The organism is Bacteroides acidifaciens (assembly GCF_903181435.1).
Taxonomy (GTDB): Bacteria; Bacteroidota; Bacteroidia; order Bacteroidales; family Bacteroidaceae; genus Bacteroides.
Genome location: NZ_CAEUHO010000004.1, coordinates 75,916 through 99,240, shown reverse-complemented (window position 1 = coordinate 99,240; position 23,325 = coordinate 75,916). Strand labels below are relative to the sequence as shown.

Here is a 23,325-nt window from a genome sequence, read left to right as displayed (position 1 = left end):
TGATGTATTTATTGTTTCAGGTATTGTTTATTGTGGTTTACCATAGTAATGATCCGCTTCACAGATTCTATAGAACGGAAACCGTCGGTTGGCGTGTGCAGACAATAATCTACAAGCTGGCTTACTGTTGACTCGGCTACATGAAGACGGGTGTCCGAAGACGCATAATAGATATAAATTTTTCCGTTATCATCTTCAATCCATCCGTTTGAGAATAATACATTCGATACATCACCGATTCTTTCTTCTCCTATAGGGGCCATGAAATAACCTGCAGGTTCAGCTATAATTTCTGTCGGATCTTCTAAAGAAGTCATATATAAGTATAATACATAGCGTAATCCGGCTGCGCATCCTCTTACACCATGTGCTAAATGTAACCATCCTTGTGGAGTTTTAATGGGGTGTGGCCCTTCTCCATTTTTTACTTCCTTGATCGTATGATAAAACCGTTTATTGATGATTTTTTCCTCTTTTATTTCGGCATGACAGATGTCATCTATGAGTGCCCATCCGATACCTCCTCCATTGCCGGCGTCAATAAAACCATCTTGAGGGCGGGTATACAGGGCATACTTCCCATTCACAAATTCCGGATGAAGCACTACGTTACGTTGCTGGCTCGGAGATTTCAGATCCGGCAAGCGTTGCCATGTTTTCAGGTCTTTTGTTCGTGCAATACCTGCAACGGCTACTGCGGAAGATAAATCACCGGCTGGAGCGTTTGTATCTTTGCGTTCCGCACAAAAAATGCCATAAATCCATCCATCTTCATGTGCGGTCAGGCGCATATCGTACATATTGGTATCAGGAATGTCTGTCTCCGGCATTTCTATCGGATAATCCCAAAAACGAAATCCGTCTACGGGACTATTACTTTCTGCTACTGCAAAGAATGATTTTCGGTCTGCTCCTTCCACACGTGCCACAAGATAGTATTTATGATTGATCTTGATGGCTCCCGTATTCATTACAGCGTTGATACCAATTCTTTCTTCCATGAATGGGTTTTGTTTTTCATCAAAATCATACTTCCAGATGAGTGGTGCATGTTCTGCTGTTAATACAGGGTGGTAGTAACGTTTATATATACCGTTGCTATTGTTACATATCTCATTTTTTCGGTTGATAAGAGCTTCATAATTTTGTGTTAGCTCTTCTAATCTATTACTTTTCATATTCTATAGTTATTTTTTTCGGTTAATTACTCTATAATTAAAATCCAGTCATTTCCTTTTCCCTTTGTGGGAGAGGATATGGGAATGGTATTTGTTGTTGTATTTTGATAGAATGTGATTCTTCCATTGCGAGGATTCATCCACTTTAAAGACCGTTTGGATGCTTTCATTGAAGGCAAATAAATCGTTCTCTCTCCACCTTGTGGAAAATACACTAATAAGTAGTCTTTGTTGCCGAATGCTACGGGATAGTTTTCATTTTCTAAAGGTATATCGCCAAAGATGGTTTGTTGGTTTTTTCCTTGAGTAAAGTCAAATTTTTCCCATAATCTGCGAAAGTGAATTAAGTCCCATGCTCCTTGTTTATCCATTGATTGGTACCATGGAGTGTCGGCATCACATTTAGGTTCACGCCCGGTATCAAACATCTGCCATATATCATTACAGCCGTATGTATATCCGCAAGCTCCGCTGAACATACTCTGGTAAAGTGTATGGCGGACATCATCGTCACCAAATCTTCCCTTTTCTTTTTTGAAATTGATCGGAATATTTTCATATCGGGGTTCTCCATCCATGCATGGCTTATGTGGTTCCTTTTTTAAATCGGGCAAAAGCAGGCGTTGATAGATTGCGAAATCTTGTTGTGCATGTCCGGATTGGCACATATTAAAATCCAGCCAGGAAGCATTGTGAAACCAGAATGAGGATGAGTGCTCTCCATGAGGATGATAGGTCATCAAATGGTTTTTGTCTACACTTTTAATACCGGTTGCTAATGCATTCCAAATGGCAAAGTTTTTTCCGTCTCCACTTCGATCACCTCCTATTATCCATATCAGATTGGGGGCGTTCATATAGCGTTCTCCTAACCATTTGCCGTATCTATATGCATTTTCCGGTGTAAAAATCTCCGGTCCTTTTCCCCATTGTTTGTCTACCTTATCTCCCCAGGTTGGTAGTAGAGCTATGTATAAACCTTTGGCTGCTGCCAAAGAAATAACTTTGTCTACATGAGTGAAATAGCCGGGAGCGGGCTTGTCAATATTGCCGTCAATTAACTTAGGTTCTCCGTTAGATGAAACATCCATATCATCTAATTCATCTAGGATTACCGTTTGTATGACGGTAAATCCTTTTTCCCTGCGATTCTCCAGATATTGTTCAGTCTCTTTGTCATTTAAGCGGCTGATGAGTTCCCATGCTGTATCTCCCATGTAGAGAAAAGGAGTTCCGTCAGTGTATTCCAGGTAACGTCCTGACGAATTTACCCTTAAGTTTCCTTTGGATAGATTCGTGGCGTTTCCTGTCCACCGGTCTTCTTGGGCGGAAGTTCCAGTTATACAAAACATGAATAAAATATAGCAGATGGAGAATCGTTTGAACATAATTCTATTTTTTAAAGGTACTTGTATATTTCTCAATGATAGGCATTTGCGGTCTGTCTTTCCCGTCTTTGGGGGTGATTGCCATGAAATAGGTATCCCACCACGGACCCGCAGCCCAATATGTACCATTGATTCCGTTTTCTTGCAAATATCCCAAGAATAAGTCGAGGGTTTCATTCCAACGGGGATCATTGTCGGGGATTCCATATTCTCCGATAAAACCATGGAATTTATTCTGTTTAATCCATTCTACAAATGGTTTTACCCGGTCGATTCCTTTCTCCGGATAACATTCTTCCTCTTCGTATGAATATTTGTACGTACCGGATGCATCCTTGTCAAAATATACATGAGCTTCAAAAGCAAGGTTATTAGCCGGGTCTTTTAAGAATTTGAGTGTATCACTCTGCTCGATCCAACGCTCTGCTGATGACCAGTCGTTGCCGCCTACCATAATAAGCGTATTTGTGTCGACTTCTCGTATGGCATTGATGGATGCTTGTGCCATGTCGAACCACTTGGTTTCCGAGGCTAGATCGTGTGGTTCGTTCATTAGCCCGTAACCATATATGTTTTTAAAAGTGGAGAATTCTTTAGCGATAGCTTGCCAGAAAGAAGCTAGGTCTTCGATTGTTAATCCGTTGTTTCCAATGAGGGTATGTTCGTTGTTCATGAAGCGGCGACAGTAATTATGTAAGTCAAGAATAACCACCATATCGCGTTTCTCTGCTGCTCTGACCAATTCTTTCATTTTATTGAGGTCATGCTGGTTTAACGGTCCTTTTAAATCAAGTTGTAGCCGTTCCCATTTGAATGGTAACCGGATAAGTTTCAGCCCTTTCTTTTGCCAATATTCGAGGTCTTGATCTGTCGGGTAGGTATAGTCTTTATTATACTCACCGGGGAAAGATGAACCGAAGTCCGCGCATGCCAAGTTTACTCCGTAAGGTTCACCAGTCTCTTTTACCGGAGGTTGATTACTTTTACATCCATTTAGAGTAAGAAGGCTAAGTAGTAGAAAAGCCGAAATAAAAACTTTTTTCATAATGTTCTGTTTAATAGGGTGATTGAAGATTCCAGCCTTTTACAATAACTGGAGATTCCAAATTTATTTTTAATATTTTTGATTCCTGTGGGTTAAGCCATATATAGTTCTCCGAAACGATAAGTTGGTCCATTTTTTCTGGTACTTCTACGTGTACTCCGATAGCAGGGTGCTTTCCTGTATTTGTTAAAGTCACCATATTACCTGTGCGTTTCATTTTAATTTCTGTTTGGGGCATTGATACGATGGAGCCCGGACGTACTTCGTAATTGGTAAAGTAATAATTCCGATATATGTTTTTGTTATCTTTGATTATGTCCAGAACAAAGAATAGCATGGTCGATTTGGTTTGTTCTCTATTCAGATTTATTTCTCCTAGTTTTTTGACGACATTATCATCGCCGGTACCGTTGAAAGTATGGGTGGCAACAGTATCTAGTAATGCATTGTATATAGACACTTTGACTTGATAAGGTTCTTTCTCTAATGTTTGGCAGTCATCAAGTAGATAGACAGGAAGACTGACTTCTTGACTGGCAAGGTTGCTGCGGTCAAACAGCATGACTGCTGCTAACGGAGCAAAAGACTTTTGCACAAAATAGTGAACGGGTTTGATGATACCATAATAGTCTACACATGACCATGATACACCAGGATAATTATCGTTCATCTTATAATAAAGTGCTCCGGTAGTATGAGGCCATAATGTGCGTGCCCGTTCTAATGTATGGCGCACTCCTACTACTTGTGCTAACTGTGACCCGAGGATGAAAGAAGCCAGCGAATCCTTTGGCATAAAATAACCGGAATATTGAGTGAGTTTCTCCATTTCTCTCATCGTTCCGAAAATAGGAGTGTGGTGCGTGAAATTACCGCTCCTTCGGGGAGGCCACACTTCTTTTTCCTCGTCCAAATATCTACGCACTGTCTCGATGTGAGGCAATGATGCTATCCCAAATTCTCCCCAAAAAGGAGCGGTCATATTCAAATTGTGATTAAGATGAGCATCGTCCCACCAGCAGTTATAATTGTGCAGGCTGCCTCCCCAGGCTTCCCCACGATGGAAGGGACGTGTTCCGTCAAGTTCGATACTAAGTCGTCCCATCATGTCAATTGCAGGTCCGAATGGTTTATCCGATTCATTCCCTGCTCCCCACATAATAAGAGAAGGGTGATTTCTTAATCGTTTGGTATTTCTTTCCACTGTTTCTTGCAGGATAGTGTACGGTTGTGTGTTATGGCTATTCCAGGCCGTTGGCCATTCTTGCATGACTAAAATACCATATTTATCGCATAATTCGTAAAAATCATCGGTTTCGGGCATTCCTCCTCCCCAGGCTCTTAGCATTTGTATGTGCTGGCTTTGGGCTATCTGGAGCAAATGCTCATATTTATTTCTTGAGAAGTCCATTAATGCATCCATAGTGCACCAGCCTGTTCCTTTTATGAACATCGGCTTGCCATTGATGACGAATGTCCAGTTATAATAATCTTCTTTAGCACCATCAATTAATGGTCTCATCTCAATAGTCCGTATACCGAACGACGTTTTTGTATGGGCTGTCTTCCCTTTTTGTGGAACGAAGAATAGGTTGAGGTCGTATAGTGATTGTTCTCCTCTGTCATTGGGCCACCAAAGATGCGGATCTTTGATTTGAAAGTCTAAAGATAAAGTTTCCTGTTTTTTCGGACTATTTATGTCGAAACGATAATATTGTGTTATTCCTTTGAAGTTCTTGGGAGATACTTCTGCATATAATACTCCTTTTAATGGAGATGATTTTTTATGCAGATCAAGAGTTAAGCGCATTTGACCATCGAGCGAACGAGTAGCGATGAAGGGTGATTCTATTTCTACTGCGGCTTGTTCTTTTAATTGAACACTACGCCAGATTCCTAATGATGGGATTTGTGCATAATGCCATCCATAAACGCAATTGAATACAACTGTATATTTCCAACTTTCATTTGCGTTGGGAGGCCAGTTGCCCAGAAACATTTGAGGGATGGCTTCTAGTTTTACTATGAGAGTGTTTTTATTCTTTAAATAGTTACCTATTGAAAAATCGGGCCCTCCGAACATACCTTCGTGTGTTCCTAAAAGTTTTCCATTGAGCCATATTGTACATTTGTTAGCAATTCCGCCAAAAGATAATATACAGTGAGATGAGGGGGAGTCTAGTTCGAACTCCCGCTTCATCCACCATGTCTTGTAAGATTGTTTTTCTGCAATAGAGTCATTCTGTCCGATGTATGGATCGGGTATGATTCCATTTTCTACTAATGCGGTGTGAATACTACCAGGCACATGGGCAGGTATTTGATCTGTCCAGATAGTGTGTAAACGTTCTTTTTCAGTTCCTCCTTCTGCCAGTTGCCAGGTTCCGTCCAAAAAGATGTTTGCAGGAGTATCTCTGACAAGAGGAATATTTCCTGTTTCAGTCATCTGTATACCTTTTACTTCCATTGGAGATAGCTTTGCTGCAAAGCTTTCTCTGTCTATCTCATCCATTGATTTTTGTGCAATAACCATTGGAGTAGATAGCAGTAAAGTGATAATAGGGATGATTCGAGTTCTCATGGACAGTATTTATTCTGATTATTGTTGTGTACTTTTATATTTCAGGAGCGTGCTTAATTGCGGACGATCCTGTGTGTAATTATTGGTCGGTTGGACAGATAAGGGATAATCACCCCATCGTGGACCGGCAGACCAGTAAGTTCCGTTTATTCCATTCTCTTGTAGATATTTAAGTGCTGCATCAAGAATATCCACCCAACGACCGTCAGTATCAGGTATACCATATTCACCAACGAATCCACGTTTATTATTCTCTTTCAGCCAGTCAACAAAAGGTTTCAAACGAGCCACCCCTGTTTGAACGGTTGCACCATCTTCGTCATATCCTTTATTATAGTTTCCAGAAGAATCTGAATCGAAATATATATGTGCCTGGAATATCAGGTTATTACTTGGATCTGTAAGAGTTTTCAGATTGTCACTGCATTCTTTCCACCGTCTGGCAGAACTGAATTCGTCTCCGCTAACTATGATGGTCGTTTTAGTATCTATAGTGCGGATGGCATTAATGCAGGCTTGGGCTATGTTAACCCATGGTGTCGATGTCAGCATTTCGTAGGGCTCATTCATGATGTCGTAACCCCAGATATTTTTATAGTCTTTAAACTCTTTTGCCAGTTTCTTCCATACGTCACAGAAATTGTCAACAGTGCATCGTGCATTACCAATGATTGCATATTGATTATTTTGTGAACTTTGACCGTCGCAATATACACAATATCTTCCAAAGTTATGCATATCCAGAAGTATCTGTATGTTTCTATCTTCGGCAGCTTTGACGAATTTCTTCATTTTTGCCAGTTCTGTTGCATTTAATTCCCCATTCATTGTGGGTTGTATGCGTTCCCAACGAAAAGGAAAACGTACCAGATAAAAGCCTTTGGCTTTAAAGTAATCCAAGTCTTTTTCTGTGGGATAACCATAGTGGGTACCATCTACTCCCGGATACACATTTCCAAATTCAGCTCCTGACAGGTTAACTCCAAAGTAAACAGTTTGTTTGGTTGGTTGAGGCTCATCACCATTTTCTTCTTCGTCTGATTTGGAACAAGATGAAAATAGAAGTGCTACAATCGTTAATAATGAAAATAAGTCTTTTAGCATAAATCGAATCATTTTTGGTTATGAGGGAACGCCCATACTAAAGCGCTCCCTTCTTATTTTTATTTATGAACAAATCTGAAATTACACATACTTAAATCAAAATCTTGAGCAGATTCGGGAGAAAATACGATTTTGAAAGGCGTGTTGGTATTAGGATCAATAGGATTGGGCAACATTGTTTCTGTGTCAGCACTGATCCGTACTGTTTGCCATCCGCCATAAGTATTGACCGGAATTCCTCCTTTGGAAGGATACCATCCATAATCTCCTAAGATGATACGTGCCTGGGCTGATATCGGGAATTTAGCTCCAGTACAGATTTCAAATCTTAAATCGTATGATGAAGGATCTGTAGCTACTTCTGCCGGTACAGTAATATATCCGGCCCACATAACCATCCATCCCCAAGCTTTCACGGAATTATTGAATCGAATATATTTTCCTCCTTCTACTAATGGTTCCGGTTGTCCTTCTAATGTGCCGTCACATAAGAAATTTTTAGGGGCATCAGGAAATTGGCTGGAATGTGTAAAGGCACCGCTTCCCGGCCAATTATTGAAATCAAAAAGTTGAGATACTCCCGGATCCATGTATGTAAGTTGGTATGCTTCATCCATATTGGCTCCTTTTATAGTAAGAGTAGATTTTGGAGTGGCATTTGCCGGAATTTCTATTGTTAGCTCTGTACGAGTGGCAGCGAGTACATTTACCGGTAAATTACCTAGATTAACAATTGCTTCTTCGATTGTAATACCGTAGAGGTCAAAGTTGTCACCTGTAATAACTGTCGTATCTCCCGGTTGGGTAAATTCATTCTTGAGTCCATTGATTGTTAAATCAGGGATGGAAACAACAAAAGGAATACTTAACTCTCCGTGCTTGGTTGTAATATAAATCGTGTTTGTCACTTCTTTAGGAAGTGCACGGGGAATAGGTGCGAGAAGCATATCGTAGGTTGAATATATCTCTTTACTATCTACTTCAATATCATTGAATTTTAGAGAAGTGATATCTCCGAGATTTGTTCCCTCAATTCGTACTATTTGTTCGAAATTTGCTCCCTCAATGGGAAATTCAGCATCTGTTGCCAAAACAACTTTGTCTACAGTCGGAGCACCTGTTGACGGTTTGTTTTCTTTGGCTTTCAGGTCGTCGACTTCAACAATATCCGTACAGGATGTTAAAGTAAATATGGATGCTGCGATTATTGCAAAATATTTTATTTTCTTCATAATCTGTATTTTTACATGGTTATAAGTGATTAATCCCAACCAGGATTATTCTCATTAATTCCTTGGTTCGTCAGGATCTCAAGAGTCGGAATCGGGAATAGCAGATGTTTACTGGAACGTTGTTTTACGTTATTAGCTTCATCCATTCCGCCTAGCGCATTCATTGCCTGCAAATAAATTCCCCAACGTATTAAATCCCAACGACGATCGCCTTCCAAGGCTAATTCCATTGCACGTTCTTCAAGGATTGCAGAACGCAGGCTGGTTTTATCTGTAAAGTTTGCCAGTTCTTTACCTGTTGCGTTACTACGGGTGCGGACATCATTTAAAGCGTCTACCGATTCTTTTGTCGGACCATTTAATTCATTAGCTGCTTCTGCAAAAATTAGAACAACATCAGCATAACGTAAAAATGGGTAATTGGCATCTGTACGAGGTTGAGTCTGATCGGCTATTTGTTGTGAATATTTAGTGGTGAAAGCAAAGAACTGTTCTGAACCAGCTTCATCACATCTCCATCCGGAGGTTACTTTAGGATTATCGAACGGAGGCTCTTTGGCTTCAACCATACGTTGCCATTTCCCGAAGTTCGGATAATATGAACCGCCACCCCAACTTGTATCGGAGTTCTGACGTATCCAACAATGCAACACTCCTTTGTCCACGCGGTAGTCTTTTTCTTCAAACAATAGATACCAGTGTTTTCTACATCCTACCGTTAAACTATTGTCTATATTTCCTGCTGCATTGAGTTTGCCACAGTAGTGCGAACTGAATAGTGTACCGTATAATTCATCACCGGATTTAGTTTGTAAACTGAATAAGTGTTCACTACAAGTCTTGCCGGAAGGAGACCAAATCAAATCATAGTCCTCAAGTTTGTGTGTCCCATATTCTCCTCCGATAACATCTCCCGCAACTTCGTAGGCCAGTCTGTAATATTCTTGAGAAGAAAAGCTTTCGTAACCGGCAACTTGATCCTTGGAGAATGTTGTAGGAACAGGTTCTGTATACACTTTGGTCATAGTACCATTTACATTCTGCATAACAAACGGTGCACCGGTTTTTACTGTTATTTGTTCTCCGGTAGACATGGAAGCAGAACCGATAGTTGCATATACTTTGGCTAACAAACCTGCTGCAGTTGCAGCACAGACTCTTCCGGGTTTAAAACCATTATCTGTGTTTTTATAAATCATATCTTTAGCATCTTTAAGCAAAGGTATGATTGTTTCTGTGTAGACTTCTGCAATCGGAATACGCGGATTGTTAGTATATTGTCCGGATTCGTTTACACTGACCGAATAAATAGGGATAGCTCCATAAGCACGTACCAAGTAGAAATATGCCCATGCTTTAAGAAAATAACATTCTCCTAATGCATTCTTTTTAAATTCCTCCGATACATTCTGCATCTTATTGATTTCGGAGACCGCTATATTTGCCCGGTTAATCAACGAGTACATTCCGGTCCAAAGTATATCGGCTTGTCCGTTACCTCCCTGGAAGTTACCACTTCCAAACTGGCTGAACTGCCATACTGCACCAGAAATATAATCACAGTCATAATCCAGCGGTCGTGGGAAACTACCGTATCTGAACATGGCTTCGTGTAATGTATTATATACTCCTGTTACCCACATGTCGGCACCATTATCAGAATCCTCAACATCTTCAGGGACAATGAAGTCGAAAGGCTTTTCTTCGATCATACTTTCGCATGATGTCATTACTGCTCCAGATAATAGGAGACTGGATGCCATCAGATATATGAATATATTTTTCTTTTTCATCATTTCTTGAGATTATAAAGTTAATTTAAAACCTATTGAATATGTTCTGCTGCTCGGGTATGAGAAAATATCAACTCCTCTTCTAGAAGCGTCAGAACCAAAGGCGTTTACATCTGGATCAAACCAACTATAATCTGTAATCGTGAATACGTTTGTTACTGTACCGAAAACAGACAAATTGCTAATACCTTTTATGACTGAACCGAAATTGTAGTTTAAGTTGATTGTTTTTAGTCTGAAGTAAGAACCATCTTCTACATAACGATCGGAGAGTTTCATGTCACGAGTCATTGCAGTGGTGACGCGAGGCCATTTGGCGTTAGCTGCATTCTCTGGTGTCCAGCGTGAATCATAAGCATCTTGAGTGATGTTTGCAATACTACTCATTCCGATATTAGTCAAGTTTCCGTTAAAAATATCATTTCCATGAGTTCCTTGGAAGAACAATCCCAGAGTCAGATTTTTCCATCGCAAATTGGCGTTCAAACCGTAAATAAAGTCAGGATTGGTATCACCGATGATGGCGCGGTCTTCTGACGTTATTTTTCCGTCATTGTTTTTGTCCAGGTATTTGATTTCACCGATCATTCTGCGAGCCTCATCATCAGATGCTTTAGCATATATTGGATCTGCACGGACTTCTGCTATATTATCATAGAAGCCGTCTTCTATATAGCCGAAGATTGTTCCGATAGGTAGTCCGTTTCTTTGCAGAAATACTTCTTTGGCACTATACCATAATTGGTTAGCATATTGGTCAGCTGTTAAACCTCCGATTTCATTTTTATTAAAAGAGATGTTTCCGTCGAAGTCTAGGCTCCAATCTTTTTTATCTAATGCAATGATTTTACCAGTTAATTCAACTCCTTTGTTTTTTACATGCCCGAAATTCGTCCACATTGTAGTATAACCGGTACTGTTCGGTATAGATACATTTTGTAGCAGGTCATTGGTCTTCTTGTAATAATAGTTAGCGGATAAACTAATTCTGTTATTCCAGAATCCCATGTCGAGTCCGACATTATATTGGTCGGTTGTTTCCCATTTGAGTTTATCGTTCAAAGGACCTTTGTAAGTTTGTCCTGCAAATCCGCTGCTTAATGTTCCGTCCAGAGGGTAATTGGATGGTGCAAGTGAAGCGATAGTCTGGTAACTGCTGATAGCTTGATTACCGGTTTGACCGTAGCTGAGTCGCAACTTTAAGTTACTGAATATATTCAGGTTTTTGATGAATTCTTCTTCCGATATGGTCCATGCTACTGCTCCTGAAGCGAAGTTCGCGAATTTATTTCCCGGAGCGAAACGGCTTGAACCGTCACGACGGAATGATGTTGTGAAAATATAACGATCCTTGAATGTGTAGTTGGCACGTCCTAATAAAGAGACTAGAACTGCTTGACCTCGATAGCTGGCCGGTGTTTCAATATTTAATGCCTGGCTCATATCGAAATCTTGTGTGATGTCAGTCGGGAAGTTGGACGCATTCATTGTTTTTCCACCCCAGTCCGATTTTTCGTAAGTGAAACCAGCTACTACATTGAGATGATGTAACTTGTTAAATGTCTTATCGAAAGTAACCAATGATTCTGCTGTTAAGTTCTGCCAGAAGTTATCACTCTTACCAGCACGTCCGTTGGATGCTTTACCTTCTCCTGTTTCACGATTGTAGTAACTTGCACGATCGTTTACTGAATAACTGATACCTAGATTCTGACGGAATTTCAAACAGTCGAGGATTTTAATTTCGGCAAACGCAGAAGTAAATACATTGATTGATTTCAGCTCATCTTTAGCTGTATTAACGTATGTACGTGGATTGGCTGACAACCATGCATAAGAATCATCTTCTGTCTTGTCTCCTACATACAATGTCGGTAAATAAAGCATGGCAGAACGGATGATGCTATAATCATAAGAATTTGACTTGGCAAACTTAGTTAACGAACGGGTGAAGTTGATATTTAGTCCCGTATTTAACCAGGGTTTCACATGGCTTCCGATGTTTGCACGAACAGCAAAACGTTCATAACCAGAATTCTTGATAATACCTGTCTGGTCTGTATAGTTGCCTGAAAATGCATAGTTGCTCTTTTCATTTCCTCCTGATACACTAAGATTGTATTCCTGTGTTAATGCATCTTGTAGGATTTCGTCCATCCAATTGGTGCTCTCTACCCATTCTTTATTGCCGTATTCGTCTTCGCGATAACCCGGATTGAGATAATCTTCCGGTGAAGCATAGTATTTACCGGAGTTGGGAACGATTTGATTGTTTTCGTCGCGACGGTAGTTCCATTTCCCACGATAAGGAAGGTATGAATAGGGAAGATTGTCATAAGCAGCTCCGTTGATTACACCCTCATTTACATAATTAGCATAGGTGTAAGCATCCAGCATTTTGACCATTTTGGCTATTTTGGAAAGTCCGAAGTTGGCTGAGAACTCAACTTTAGCGTCTCCGGCACGACCTCTTTTAGTGGTAATCAATACGACACCATTAGCTCCACGAGAACCGTAAATGGCTGTTGCAGAAGCATCCTTTAAAATGTCGATTGATTCGATGTCGTTAGGATTGATCAATGAAAGAGGATTAGTTGTGGAGTTGTTGCCTTCGTTGGCTTTACTGCTTGGAGTATCTCCTACCTCAAACGGAATACCGTCGACAATGTAAAGTGGTTGTGAATTTGTAGAGAATGAGTTAGCACCACGGATGGTGATACTTACACCTGAACCGGGAGCACCGTCACTTTGGTTTACTTGTACACCAGCTAATTTTCCTTGTAGGGCTTGGGAAATGCTAGTCGGGTTACCAAGCATCAAGTCATCACTTTTAATAGAAGCAACGGCTCCGGATAAATCTTTTTTCCTCATTGTACCATAGCCGACAACTACTACTTCATCCAAAGATTGAGTATCATCTTTGAGTGAAACATTGATTGTTTTACGGTTTCCTACAGTGACTTCTGTTGTTTTATAACCGATGAAAGTGTACTGAAGAACAGATTTTTGGCTTTCTACTGTTATAGTATATTTACCATTTAAATCACTGATGGTACCATTGTTCTTTTTAACTCCTAACTCAACAATATTAACTCCGGGCAGAGGTTCACCTTTGCTGTCTGTTACAGTACCTTTGATCTCAATACTTGCTGCTGAGGCAGCAGTATTTATCATCCAGAACATAATCAAAAAGAGCCAGACTCCTTTTGATCCTTTTAGCATCCGCACTTTTGAGCGGGGAAAAGAAAAGAGATTCTTCTTCATTTTTATCAAATTTAAAATTAACTTTAGTATAAAATCTCGTATATATTTTATTTATGCAAAGCTAGTAAATAAGGAATGTAAATTATTGACGTTATTTGCCTAAAACTGATATTATTTTATCATTATTTATTTTTATAAATATGTGAGTTGTATTGTTGGATAAACTTACGGCTTTGACGTCCTGCAGGTTTTATTAAAGACTCGTTCCATCCTCCGTTTTTGTTTGCTCTCGGAAGAATCATGGAGCAAGTTTCGTTCTTGTCTGAAATGGACCAGTTAACCCAGCTGATCTTTTTGCTTTCCAGCCATTCTACCCAACGAGTCCATTCTGGTATATCTAATGGACCATCGCCAGTACATTCCATGCCTGCACATTCTGATACAAAAATGGGAATTCCTTTTTCCCATGCTGCTTCAGCTCTATCCCGTAACTCTTGTTTATGAGTGGCGGCATAGAAGTGGAGGGTATACATTATATTATTGAATCCTTCTAAAGGACTTTCTGCTACCAGGTGTAAGTCTTGGTCCCAGTGTGGGCTGCCTACAAGAATAATATTATCAGGATCATATTTACGTATTTCAGAGATAATATCAGTTGCATATTCTTTCACACTTTCCCAACTGTCCTCCATAGGTTCGTTGTATATTTCATAAATAATATGAGGATATTTACCATATTTCTGTGCCATCATTGAGAAAAATGCTTTTGCTTCTTTTTTTTGTGGATAATAAGTATGCCAGTCGATTATTACATAGAGGTCGTTTTTAATTGCCGCTTTAATCACTTTATTCATGCATTTTAATGCAAATTCCGGATTTTCAATGTAGTTGTCTTCAATAACTGTCCCCATGGCAGCGCGTAAAACGGTACATTTCCAATCTTTTTTCAACCATTTTACAGATTGCTTATTGTAGAATCTGGGCCATAGGTTGTGCCAGCCATAACTAACCCCTCTTAATACAATAGGGTCTCCGGTTTGGCTGCATAATTGATTACCTTTCACTTGTAGTTGTCCCCATTGTTTTACAGGATCTTTACTGTAACTGAATAATGATATCATGGAGAATAAGGTGATAAACAAAATGACTTTCTTCATTTTCATAATAAATTAGATATAACATATAAGATGGACATTGCAAAGTAAGCACAAAAAAAATATGTAAAAAAGTACTTTGTTATCATATACTGATACTTTTCTTGCCATTTATTTAAGGCAAGAGTATATTACCTTAATTATATATATACAAAGAAAGATTAAGCCGGAAAATAAATATGATAACAGATAGCTTGAAGGTTAAAATAGTATATTGATTTGATAATAAAGTGGTTGTGTGCTTATATAAGTTGCCGTACTTTTATGAATTAAATTTTATAGATAGATTCATGTTTTATTTTATATTTATCACCTTATGAAAAGAAGTATTTTTTTAGTTTGTTTTGTTGTTTTCGGGCTTATGTCATTGTCGGCAATTGGTTCGATAGTCTCTGTAGCACAGTCGGGTTGGCAGACCGATAGTATATCTTATGGTATATCCCGAATGGTTGATATTACATCTTTGCCCCTGTTAGATCGTGGAATCTCTGTTCATTATGAAGGCAGTATTGATAAAAGAGGAAAGAATGCCGACTGGGATTGGAGCCTTTATCAGGATCAACGTGGAGAATGGGTAATATTTGATGTTGATGGTCCGGGATGCATTTATAATCTTGTACAACATCGCTATATGAGTTCAAGTGATCCGCTCTTCCGCTTTTATTTTGATGGAGAAGAAACGCCTCGTTTTAGTTTACGTTTATCTGAATTCGGAGAGAAAGAGCCTTTTATAAAACCTTTGGCTGAAAGTTATATTGGTCCGTTTGATAATGGAAGAGGCCCTATACGTGTTGCACGGAGTTTTGTTCCAATGCCCTTTAACAAGGGGTGTCGTGTAACTACCGATGTGAAACTGGAAGGTTATGAAAGAACCAAAGGTGAAGGAGGTTGGGGACATGTTGTATACCACACTTATGCGGACAATGGTATCAAGACCTTTACCGGGAAGGAGAATTATGATACTTTGATACAATTATGGAAGAAACAAGGAAGTAATCTTTTGTGTAAAGATCAATTGGCATATCATCGTAAGTCGGAACAAAAGATCAATGCTGGCGAATCCATTACTTTATTGGATGAAAAAGGAGAGGGAGCGATTGGTTCTTTAAAATTTTATCTTCCGGAGATTAATGAGCAGCACTTGCAGGATGTATGGATTCATATGTTTTGGGATGCTCATCAACAACCCGATATTTCTTGTCCTTTGGCGTGTTTGGGAGGCAATTCTTTGGGTTTTCACGATACCAACTATTTGCTGTCAGGATATACCACAGACGGTTGGTTTTATAATTATTTTCCAATGCCATATTGGAAGCATGCGAAGATAATAATTGAAAATCGTAGTGGTGTTCCTGTTTCTTTGGGATTTTCTGAAATAGCAGTTTCCCGGTTGGTTTATCCCACATTTAATACCGGGTATTTTCGTAATACACCATATTATACCCGAAAACATGTGGCAGGAATAGATAGTCCGATAGCTGCTATTCAAGGAAGAGGGAAGATGGTTGCTGCTCATATTACATGTCATGCCGAACGTTCACATATCATTTCTTGCGAGGGGGATGTTCGTGTATATATTGACGGCAAACGGACACCACAAGTTGAGAGTGACGGTTCTGAAAGTTATGTTTGTTATGGTTGGGGATTCCCGACTCCGCCTGAAGTGCATCCAATGGGAGGATATGACGGTCTTTCGGATAACCCATGGTCTATGACTCGTTTTTGTATAGGCGATAGTTATCCTTTCTATTCAGAACTGAAGTTTGGAATAGAGTCGGGCGAATATAACAATCAGTATTTGGAACATTCGGGTACTATATTCTATTATGGTCAAGATAAAAATATACTGGTGAAAACAGATAGCTTGGATTTAAACTCTTCTCGTTCCATTAAACGGCACTCCTATAAAGCTATGGGTAATGTACGAAGGACAAAATTGGAAAGCTTCTTTGAGGGAAATGAGGATCGTATTTTATATGTAGGAGAAACCGTTCGCTTTGAAAGTTTTAGTAGTTTTAGAGTGAATATATCTTCTCAAAATGAAGGAGTGCGTTTGCGTAGGTTGAGCGATCAAAACGATGCTCGACAAGCAGCCCGTGTTTTTGTTGATGGTGAAGAGGTTACAGAACGTTTATGGTATGTAGCTGATAGTAACCCCTATAAACGTTGGCTGGAAGATGACTTTGAAATTCCAGCCAAGTATACTAAGGGAAAGAAATCATTAAATATTCGTATCGTACCAGTTTCTATGTCTAAAGAGGGAAAAAATACTTGGAATGAAGCTGAATATCAGGTGTTTTGTTATAATAATTAAATATTATAAATCAATACCACCATGTACGCCACATAACAAACTATCATAATGCCTCCTTCAATTCTTGTGATGGTCCTTTTGGCAAAGAACAGCCCGAATAGCCAAAGCAGGATACCGGAACCTACTAGCGTAAACAGGTCGAAGTTGGTAATTCCGTTAAGATGGAGAGGGGTGATGCTGGCGCTACATCCCAGTACAAAGAAAATATTGAAGAGGTTACTACCGATCGCATTTCCAATGGCAATTTCCGGATTTTTCTTTAATGCGGCAACGATAGACGTAGCCAGTTCAGGAAGAGAAGTCCCTCCAGCAACCAGTGTCAGTCCGATAATCGATTCGCTGACACCCAGGTTGCGGGCAATGCCCGTGGCGCCGTCAACAAACAACTGACCTCCAAAAATTAGGGCAGCTAAGCCTCCAATGATATAAAGAATGGATTTCCACCAGGGGAGTGATTTGATTTCTGTCTCTTCTTCTATTGTTGGAGGTTTTATCTGTTCCGTTTGTGTTGCTGTGGCAGGCTTGAAGGCTATGGCAAACGTGTAACCCATGAAGATAACAAAGAAACAAAGCAATAATAAACCGTCTACTCTGTTCAGGATATTCTCCGGAGCTTTATTCAGGAATACATCATTGGCACAAATCAGCAAGACAATAGAAGAAAGTATGCAGAGCGGTATTTCTTTTCTAAGCGTATTGCGGGTGATGACAATCGGGGCGAATAAAGCCGTGCAGCCCACAATCATCAACGTATTGAAAATGTTGCTTCCCACCACGTTGCCTATGGCAATATCCGCGCTTCCTTTGAGGGCAGAAGATACACTGACCGTCAGTTCCGGGGCAGAAGTGCCGAATGCAACGATGGTAAGTCCGATCACGATGGGAGGGATGTGAAAACGCTTGGCTACTGAGGCGGCACCGTCTGTTAATCCGTTAGCTCCTAGAAGAATGAGGATTAATCCCCCGATAAGTAATAATATATTCATGTTTTTTTCTCTTTTAGTGGCAAAGATAATCAATTTGGAAATGGTAATGTCAAAAACAATCCGTATGTTTGCTCTGTTTTTAATGAAGTGTTAGATTAACCTTAGTTATAATTTAAGGAATATAAGATATGAAAATAGTTAAAATAAAATGGTCGTTACTGGTGTTGTTCCTTTTTTTTCGGGCAATCGGGGCACAAGCACAGTTGGAGCAGGCGGTAAAGAAGATATTTGCCGGAGATACAATAGCGGGCAGACATGTTCCTTTGAAACGCGATTCGGACTCCATCTATCTAGTAAACATGCAGAAATCATTGGAGGAAGCTCGGCTTAATGAGGCGAATATGAGGATGGAAATGGAGCAGATGAAGCTTCAGATGGCTACTGTCGACTCTGTAAAGTATGCACAGCAGCGTCAGCGTATCGACTCTCTGCGGCAATTCACTAAGGGCATGCCGGTAGTGGTAGACGGTGATACCTTATTTTACCTTTTCACCAAACGTGGCGGATATACTCCCCAGCAGCGTGCACAGATGACCGGTGCAGCGATCGAAGAGATAGGAAGACGTTTTAATTTGAAACCTGATTCTGTTGCTATTGACCATTCGGACATTATTTCCGATTTGATGTACGGCAGCAAAGTACTGCTTTCTCTTACCGATCAGGATGCCTTGTGGGAAGGAGTTTCCCGTGATTCGCTGGCTAAGGAAAGACAACAGAATGTCATTACCAAACTGCATGAGATGAAGGCGGAGCACGGACTTTGGCGAATGGTAAAGCGTGTGCTCTATTTTGTGTTGGTAATTGTAGGACAGTATTTCCTGTTCCGTTTGACTAACTGGTTGTTCCGTAAACTGAAAGCGCGTATTCTGCGCCTGAAAGACACGAAGATAAAACCGGTATCCATCCAGGGATATGAATTGCTAGATGCACAAAAACAGGCGAATTTATTAGTATTCCTGTCCAGTATCGGGCGATATATTCTGATGGGATTGCAGCTACTGTTTACCGTACCGTTGATTTTCATCATCTTCCCACAGACAGAAGGGTTGGCATATCAATTGTTAGGATATATATGGAATCCGATTCGCGCTATTTTTGTGGGTATCATTGACTATATTCCTAAGTTGTTTACCATTATCGTTATCTGGTATGCTGTGAGGTATCTGGTACGTCTCGTTTTGTATCTGGCACGTGAAGTGGAAGCCGGACGGCTCAAAATCAATGGCTTCTATCCGGACTGGGCGATGCCGACTTTTCATATTGCCCGTTTCCTGCTCTATGCATTTATGATTGCGATGATTTATCCTTATCTTCCGGGCTCCGATTCCGGTGTGTTCCAGGGTATTTCGGTATTTGTCGGATTGATCGTTTCGCTTGGTTCAAGTACGGTTATCGGTAATATTATTGCCGGACTGGTGATTACTTATATGCGTCCGTTCAAGATGGGCGACCGGATCAAATTGAATGATACTACCGGAGATATTATCGAAAAGACTCCTCTTGTTACCCGTATCCGAACTCCCAAAAATGAGATTGTGACTGTTCCAAATTCATTTATCATGTCGTCTCATACGGTAAACTACAGTACTTCAGCACGTGAATATGGATTGATTATTCACTCGGAAGTGTCTATCGGTTATGATATTCCCTGGCGGCAGGTTAATCAGATATTGATTGACGCTGCGTTGAACACTCCCGGAGTGGTGGACGACCCGCGCCCGTTCGTACTGGAAACGTCTTTGAGCGACTGGTATCCGGTCTATCAAATTAATGCATATATCAGGGAGGCAGATAAAATGGCACAAATTTATTCGGATTTACATCAGAATATTCAGGATAAATTTAATGAGGCCGGTATTGAAATTATGTCACCACATTATATGGCAGTTCGGGATGGAAATGAAACGACCATTCCTAAAGATGATTGGATAAACGGTAGTCCAACGAATAAGGCAGGGCAAGGTGGCACTGCCGAATAATCATAAAGGTGTCTCTTTCAGCACGAAGGAGACACCCGATGTTATGTGTTTTTCGCTGAGAGTTAATTACTATCAGATACGGCGTAATGAATATCAAAACGTCCGTTAGTGAGACTTTTACCATTGCCGAATGTTGCACTTATTACCCTCGTTTTTGTGTCGAAACGGCTGACAAGGGCTGTTCCGTCTTCCAGTTTTTCTCCTTCGAACTGTATGTCCGTGACTAGTGACTCTTCGCCTTCTTTGGGAGACAATATAGTGAAACGGATCCTAATTTCGGGCTTTACGGGGACTGAAACGTATAGTTTATCCTCTTCTTCATTGTAGTGGAATGAGTCGTGAGTCCATATATTTGAATGACCCCATCCCAGGTATCTTCCGCCTACATAAATCCAGCCGTCCACAAGGCAGCCGAATGTGTCGGCACCTGTAGTTGTGGCGGAAGGTAATACTGTGATGTCAACTGTATCATCTTCTGTGCAGCTCCAAAAACTGATAATAGTGAAAAGAATGAATATATATTTCTTCATAGTGTTTTTTAAGTGAATGTTAGAAATAATAGGATAGTCCTGTTACAATATTGAGTAGTGAAAGATCGGCATCTTGACCGTCACCGAATCTGACAGAAAGAGTTTCTCCGTGATAATGCGTCTTCATTCTGAATAGACCGCTGACAAGGTATTGGACTCCCAATCCGATTCCTAACTGGGGAGTCAGTTTATAGGTGGCATTGATGTTGGAAAGAAGCCCGATGCTTTTGGCTGTGACTTTTCTTGTTTTTCCGAATACCTGGCTGTTGTTACGTAAAAAAACTCCGCCGGGGCCTATCCCCGCACGAATTTGCCAATGTTTCGTATTGGCGTTACACATACCGATTTGGGTGCCGATGAAATGAATGGATAAATGGTCTTTTCCTTCGGGATGACTGCCTTTGGAAGAGAAACCGGAATAAGTTACACCGAAAATGAAACGTTTGAGAGGGCGGAAGTGATATTGCCCGTCCCAGCTTACGCCTTGTGCTAATTTACGTTGGTAACTGTGGGTATCCATAGTAAGGGTAGGAGTACCATTGAGCATATTGCCATAACCGGCATGGAAAGAGAATTCATGCCTCTCAAAATTCCTCTGTGAGAAAAGCGGGGCATGAAAAGCCAGTACTATAAAAAATAAGACAGTTTTTATAAGTGCTTGATTCATGTGGATTAGTTTAGATAGTAAGTCTTTTGCAAAAGTAGCAAATATCTTATGTTTTTTCACAACGAATCAGAATTTTTTGTCCATTATTTAACGTACTGGCAAATAGGTAGGTATCTCCTCCTTCTGTCAGGTTGATTCGTTTGCGGAGTTCGGCTACTGTCGCGGGAAAGTTGCGTACAGTGAGATTGGCTTTTTTAAGGTCGGATAGGTTTTCTTTTATTTCTTTCTTGTTGAAACTGCACTGGCTGACGATACGGAACACTCTTCCGGGAAAATCTGTAATCAAGGTGTCGGAAGTATAGAGATGGCTGTTGGGGTGCAGCTTCTTTACGGGATAGGCTGCGGCAATACTGCGGAAAGCGCCGGCTTTCAGGAGAGATGTATTCGGTTCATACAGGTAATTTCCCAGTGTGTCGGTGTACGTACATTCGTTGCGTTGTTCCTGCTCGCGGGTGAAAACGAAGTGTTGCTCTTCTTGTGTTCTTTTTGTGAAGAGGTTTACACAGTGAATAGGAATTTCTTCCGGTGGGGCTTGTTCTGTCGGTGCTTCTTGTCCGAGTAGTAACAGCAGTTCTTTGCATTCGTTATTGACGGACAGGATATGGACTTCTTGTGTATGCTTCAATTCTTTCAATGCCAATGAAAGGTCGAGCATGGGGGAGAGTTTTACCATTATCCGGTTGGCTTTGCTTAGTAAAAGTTCCTCCAGTTCGGCTACATCCGGTTCGCAGTCGGAGATGGCTACGGTTTTGCCGCCATGCTCGTTGCGGCGGGCAGGGTCGAGAAAGATGCAGTCTACGGGAGACATTGCTTTCAGATAGGCTACGCCATCTTCATTCCTGACGGTAATGTGATTCAGGTTGAGTAAGGGAAAGTTGTGTGCTGCTATTTCGCAAAGTTCTTCCTGACGTTCTACATAGGTGGCTGATTTAAAATTGCTAGCAAGGAAAGAGCAGTCTATCCCGAAGCCTGCGGTAAGGTCGGTCAAAGATTCACCTTGCAGGAGGCTTGCCTTGTAGCGGGCGGTGATTTCCGAAGAGCATTGTTCCAGTGACAAATGCTTCGGATACCATATGTCTTCTATCTCTTTCCACGATGGGATTTTCTCGGCGGCAACCTGTCGTCCGGCTATTTGGGTGATGGCAGTCGGCATGTCTATATTCGGATACTTTTTAGCTTGTAAGGCTAAGGTGCGTATATCGTCCGACTGGTGTTTACGAATGAATAGTTGAGTTTCGGGAGAGATTTGCATATGCGTATTGTTACGTTATATAGGGTATTATTATGTCGTATAACAGTGATAGTACGGTTAATTGCTGAATACCGGGTTATGGTATTACCTTGTATTTCTGCCTGGCTACATCACGGCTGCAAAAGTTGAAGTGCCACCATTCGCTGGGCAATGCACGGAATCCGGCTTCTTTCATTACTTTTCGTAACAGTATCCGGTTTTGCCGCTCTGCCTCGCTCATTTTTCCGTTACGTACCAGTTCGTTTTCTTGGGTGATATGCGCTTCTACACCTAGATGGTCTACTTTTGTCCCCATTGGTAATGGTTGTCCCAAAGAATCCTGGATACTGATGTCTACTGCCAGTCCGTAATTGTGGAGTCCTCCGCCACGGTTCGGGTTGGAGACGTATTTGTATTTAGATGTTCCTTTCACTACATTCCACATTTTCTTTTGTATGGACATCGGGCGTGCGGCGTCATAAATGAGGAGACTGTAAGACGGGTGTAGTTCTTTCAATGCCCTTTGTGCTTTCACAAGGGCATATGCCGCGTCAGGATGCAGATAGGCTTCCGACAAGTTGTCATAAAGCACCTCTCCGGTGAAATTGTCGGCTTGTGTGTACATCAGTTTAACGACCAGACTGCTGTCTAGTTCGGCAACGTTCACCAGTCCTAAAGAGTCCATATAGAGAGCCATTGCGCTTTTCGCCGGTTGCGGAGCAGGAGGACATTCTTTCCGGAGTTGTATGTCATCCGATGGATGCTCATATTCCGCTATGGCGGGGCTTCCCTTTTCCTTGTGACCGGAGACGGAAGTACATTCTGCCAGTAGCAGGCAGAGAATGGGCAAACTGTATTTTAGAAATCTCATTCGGGCTTTTGTATTTAGTGCGTCAAAGATACTTCTTTTTGGCTTTAACTCCAATAAGCGTTTGTTGT

General features: G+C 40.8%; 16 protein-coding genes. 2 read left to right on the top strand and 14 right to left on the bottom strand.

What is annotated here, in order from left to right; all coding sequences use genetic code 11:
* Positions 1-8: 8 nt before the first annotated feature.
* From CLIN57ABFB40_RS12585 to CLIN57ABFB40_RS12545, 9 genes are all read right to left on the bottom strand, one after another.
* Entirely contained in the window at positions 9-1,178 is a 1,170-nt protein-coding gene (locus CLIN57ABFB40_RS12585; protein WP_004298408.1) for a glycosidase, read from the bottom strand.
* Positions 1,179-1,204: 26 nt separating this feature from the next.
* The gene (locus CLIN57ABFB40_RS12580; protein WP_175630437.1) at positions 1,205-2,566 is read right to left on the bottom strand and encodes a DUF4038 domain-containing protein; all 1,362 of its coding nucleotides are present in this window, start codon (positions 2,564-2,566) and stop codon (positions 1,205-1,207) included.
* 4 nt (positions 2,567-2,570) lie between these two features.
* Positions 2,571-3,611, bottom strand: a complete 1,041-nt coding sequence (locus CLIN57ABFB40_RS12575; protein WP_175630436.1) for a glycoside hydrolase family 5 protein — start codon at positions 3,609-3,611, stop codon at positions 2,571-2,573.
* A gap of 10 nt (positions 3,612-3,621) precedes the next feature.
* Positions 3,622-6,192, bottom strand: a complete 2,571-nt coding sequence (locus CLIN57ABFB40_RS12570; RefSeq protein WP_175630435.1) for a glycoside hydrolase family 2 protein — start codon at positions 6,190-6,192, stop codon at positions 3,622-3,624.
* A gap of 18 nt (positions 6,193-6,210) precedes the next feature.
* Positions 6,211-7,296, bottom strand: coding sequence for a glycoside hydrolase family 5 protein (locus CLIN57ABFB40_RS12565; RefSeq protein WP_175630434.1), 1,086 nt, complete (start codon positions 7,294-7,296; stop codon positions 6,211-6,213).
* A gap of 59 nt (positions 7,297-7,355) precedes the next feature.
* Positions 7,356-8,528 carry a glycan-binding surface protein gene (locus tag CLIN57ABFB40_RS12560; protein WP_175630433.1) on the bottom strand — a complete coding sequence of 391 codons (1,173 nt, stop codon included), beginning with the start codon at positions 8,526-8,528 and terminating at the stop codon, positions 7,356-7,358.
* A gap of 29 nt (positions 8,529-8,557) precedes the next feature.
* A complete protein-coding gene (locus CLIN57ABFB40_RS12555; RefSeq protein ID WP_175631212.1) occupies positions 8,558-10,321 on the bottom strand; it encodes a RagB/SusD family nutrient uptake outer membrane protein in 1,764 nt (587 codons plus the stop codon).
* Between the two features lie 12 nt (positions 10,322-10,333).
* Positions 10,334-13,585, bottom strand: coding sequence for a SusC/RagA family TonB-linked outer membrane protein (locus CLIN57ABFB40_RS12550; RefSeq protein ID WP_175630432.1), 3,252 nt, complete (start codon positions 13,583-13,585; stop codon positions 10,334-10,336).
* 122 nt (positions 13,586-13,707) lie between these two features.
* Positions 13,708-14,682 (bottom strand): glycoside hydrolase family 5 protein, encoded by a 975-nt coding sequence (locus tag CLIN57ABFB40_RS12545; RefSeq protein WP_175631211.1) that lies wholly within the window; start codon positions 14,680-14,682, stop codon positions 13,708-13,710.
* Between the two features lie 313 nt (positions 14,683-14,995).
* Here CLIN57ABFB40_RS12545 and CLIN57ABFB40_RS12540 point away from each other — a divergent pair, with 313 nt between their 5' ends.
* Positions 14,996-16,993: a DUF2961 domain-containing protein gene (locus tag CLIN57ABFB40_RS12540; RefSeq protein ID WP_175630431.1), complete on the top strand. Its 1,998-nt coding sequence runs from the start codon at positions 14,996-14,998 to the stop codon at positions 16,991-16,993.
* Here the strand turns inward: CLIN57ABFB40_RS12540 and CLIN57ABFB40_RS12535 are convergent.
* Positions 16,990-17,979: a calcium/sodium antiporter gene (locus CLIN57ABFB40_RS12535; RefSeq protein ID WP_175630430.1), complete on the bottom strand. Its 990-nt coding sequence runs from the start codon at positions 17,977-17,979 to the stop codon at positions 16,990-16,992. The two genes, CLIN57ABFB40_RS12540 and CLIN57ABFB40_RS12535, sit on opposite strands and share 4 nt — an antisense overlap.
* Positions 17,980-18,107: 128 nt before the next feature.
* Here CLIN57ABFB40_RS12535 and CLIN57ABFB40_RS12530 point away from each other — a divergent pair, with 128 nt between their 5' ends.
* On the top strand, positions 18,108-19,958 hold the full coding sequence (locus tag CLIN57ABFB40_RS12530; RefSeq protein WP_175630429.1) for a mechanosensitive ion channel family protein: 1,851 nt from the start codon (positions 18,108-18,110) through the stop codon (positions 19,956-19,958).
* A gap of 62 nt (positions 19,959-20,020) precedes the next feature.
* Here the strand turns inward: CLIN57ABFB40_RS12530 and CLIN57ABFB40_RS12525 are convergent, their stop codons facing one another.
* From CLIN57ABFB40_RS12525 to CLIN57ABFB40_RS12510, 4 genes are all read right to left on the bottom strand, one after another.
* A complete protein-coding gene (locus tag CLIN57ABFB40_RS12525; RefSeq protein WP_175630428.1) occupies positions 20,021-20,488 on the bottom strand; it encodes a hypothetical protein in 468 nt (155 codons plus the stop codon).
* A 19-nt stretch (positions 20,489-20,507) separates the two neighbouring features.
* Positions 20,508-21,155, bottom strand: coding sequence for a hypothetical protein (locus CLIN57ABFB40_RS12520; RefSeq protein ID WP_175630427.1), 648 nt, complete (start codon positions 21,153-21,155; stop codon positions 20,508-20,510).
* 46 nt (positions 21,156-21,201) lie between these two features.
* A complete protein-coding gene (locus tag CLIN57ABFB40_RS12515; protein ID WP_175630426.1) occupies positions 21,202-22,407 on the bottom strand; it encodes a THUMP-like domain-containing protein in 1,206 nt (401 codons plus the stop codon).
* A gap of 76 nt (positions 22,408-22,483) precedes the next feature.
* A complete protein-coding gene (locus tag CLIN57ABFB40_RS12510; protein ID WP_175630425.1) occupies positions 22,484-23,257 on the bottom strand; it encodes a M15 family metallopeptidase in 774 nt (257 codons plus the stop codon).
* Positions 23,258-23,325: the final 68 nt, after the last annotated feature.

Bases quoted from the DNA above. Each gene is read 5' to 3' on its own strand.
- CLIN57ABFB40_RS12585 (WP_004298408.1), bottom strand. From the start codon at position 1,178: ATGAAAAGTAATAGATTAGAAGAGCTAACACAAAATTATGAAGCTCTT.
- CLIN57ABFB40_RS12580 (WP_175630437.1), bottom strand. From the start codon at position 2,566: ATGTTCAAACGATTCTCCATCTGCTATATTTTATTCATGTTTTGTATA.
- CLIN57ABFB40_RS12575 (WP_175630436.1), bottom strand. From the start codon at position 3,611: ATGAAAAAAGTTTTTATTTCGGCTTTTCTACTACTTAGCCTTCTTACT.
- CLIN57ABFB40_RS12570 (WP_175630435.1), bottom strand. From the start codon at position 6,192: ATGAGAACTCGAATCATCCCTATTATCACTTTACTGCTATCTACTCCA.
- CLIN57ABFB40_RS12565 (WP_175630434.1), bottom strand. From the start codon at position 7,296: ATGCTAAAAGACTTATTTTCATTATTAACGATTGTAGCACTTCTATTT.
- CLIN57ABFB40_RS12560 (WP_175630433.1), bottom strand. From the start codon at position 8,528: ATGAAGAAAATAAAATATTTTGCAATAATCGCAGCATCCATATTTACT.
- CLIN57ABFB40_RS12555 (WP_175631212.1), bottom strand. From the start codon at position 10,321: ATGAAAAAGAAAAATATATTCATATATCTGATGGCATCCAGTCTCCTA.
- CLIN57ABFB40_RS12550 (WP_175630432.1), bottom strand. From the start codon at position 13,585: ATGAAGAAGAATCTCTTTTCTTTTCCCCGCTCAAAAGTGCGGATGCTA.
- CLIN57ABFB40_RS12545 (WP_175631211.1), bottom strand. From the start codon at position 14,682: ATGAAGAAAGTCATTTTGTTTATCACCTTATTCTCCATGATATCATTA.
- CLIN57ABFB40_RS12540 (WP_175630431.1), top strand. From the start codon at position 14,996: ATGAAAAGAAGTATTTTTTTAGTTTGTTTTGTTGTTTTCGGGCTTATG.
- CLIN57ABFB40_RS12535 (WP_175630430.1), bottom strand. From the start codon at position 17,979: ATGAATATATTATTACTTATCGGGGGATTAATCCTCATTCTTCTAGGA.
- CLIN57ABFB40_RS12530 (WP_175630429.1), top strand. From the start codon at position 18,108: ATGAAAATAGTTAAAATAAAATGGTCGTTACTGGTGTTGTTCCTTTTT.
- CLIN57ABFB40_RS12525 (WP_175630428.1), bottom strand. From the start codon at position 20,488: ATGAAGAAATATATATTCATTCTTTTCACTATTATCAGTTTTTGGAGC.
- CLIN57ABFB40_RS12520 (WP_175630427.1), bottom strand. From the start codon at position 21,155: ATGAATCAAGCACTTATAAAAACTGTCTTATTTTTTATAGTACTGGCT.
- CLIN57ABFB40_RS12515 (WP_175630426.1), bottom strand. From the start codon at position 22,407: ATGCAAATCTCTCCCGAAACTCAACTATTCATTCGTAAACACCAGTCG.
- CLIN57ABFB40_RS12510 (WP_175630425.1), bottom strand. From the start codon at position 23,257: ATGAGATTTCTAAAATACAGTTTGCCCATTCTCTGCCTGCTACTGGCA.